This window comes from Bacillus sp. JJ1566 (assembly GCF_036962685.1).
In the GTDB taxonomy this organism is placed as follows: Bacteria; Bacillota; Bacilli; order Bacillales; family Bacillaceae_L; genus Ferdinandcohnia.
Map to the genome: position 1 here is coordinate 56,766 of NZ_JBALOP010000003.1, position 683 is coordinate 57,448.

The window sequence follows — 683 nt, forward strand, 5'->3', positions numbered from 1 at the left end:
AGGCTTAACTTTATTTAGCTATTCAGCTAAATAAAGTTAAAGCTTACTTGTGGATTAAGATATCATAACCGTCGTCTATTTCTTCAACCGTACAAGATCTTGGCGCCTTTATAAACTGTCCTAAATAAATAAAATCAGGAACACATAAACCAAAATTGATCGCTGCAATAATAGAAAAATAATGAATATAGCCTGGAAATACAATACATGACCCAAGCGTAAGTATTGTAATGAATAAAAATGGTGTACCCATTACAAAAATAATAAACGATTTAGAAAGTGGATGTTTTGATCGTGTTGAAACAATTGGAATGATTCCGTACATCCATTTAAAAGTGACCGAAATTTTCTTTCCAGTAATCCAGAATGGTAAAACATGCAAAATCGTATGGAACGGGTAAATCAATAATAAAGCTAATAAAAAATAAATTGCTCCATCTTCTCTAAGTCCGGTAGAAGAATACATGAACGTCATTGGCAAATAAAAAAGAATAAATGCTACGAACATTGATATCAGGGATATCAAAATAATCCGATGGAATCCATAATCCTTTGTAAGATTAATGGTTTTCCAACAAGTCATACTAAATCACCATCCGCAATCATTAGAAGTCAAATAAGTAAAAATCATATCCAAATTATGATGATCAAATGCTCCTTAGCCAATTTGCGCCCGATTTTTT

1 protein-coding gene is annotated in these 683 nt (G+C 31.6%); it reads right to left on the bottom strand.

The window, feature by feature from the left end; translation table 11 throughout:
• Window positions 1–43: 43 nt before the first annotated feature.
• Entirely contained in the window at window positions 44–583 is a 540-nt protein-coding gene (locus tag V7112_RS02610; protein WP_335414996.1) for a DUF3267 domain-containing protein, read from the bottom strand.
• Between the last annotated feature and the right edge of the window lie 100 nt (window positions 584–683).

Bases quoted from the DNA above. Each gene is read 5' to 3' on its own strand.
- V7112_RS02610 (WP_335414996.1), bottom strand. From the start codon at position 583: ATGACTTGTTGGAAAACCATTAATCTTACAAAGGATTATGGATTCCAT.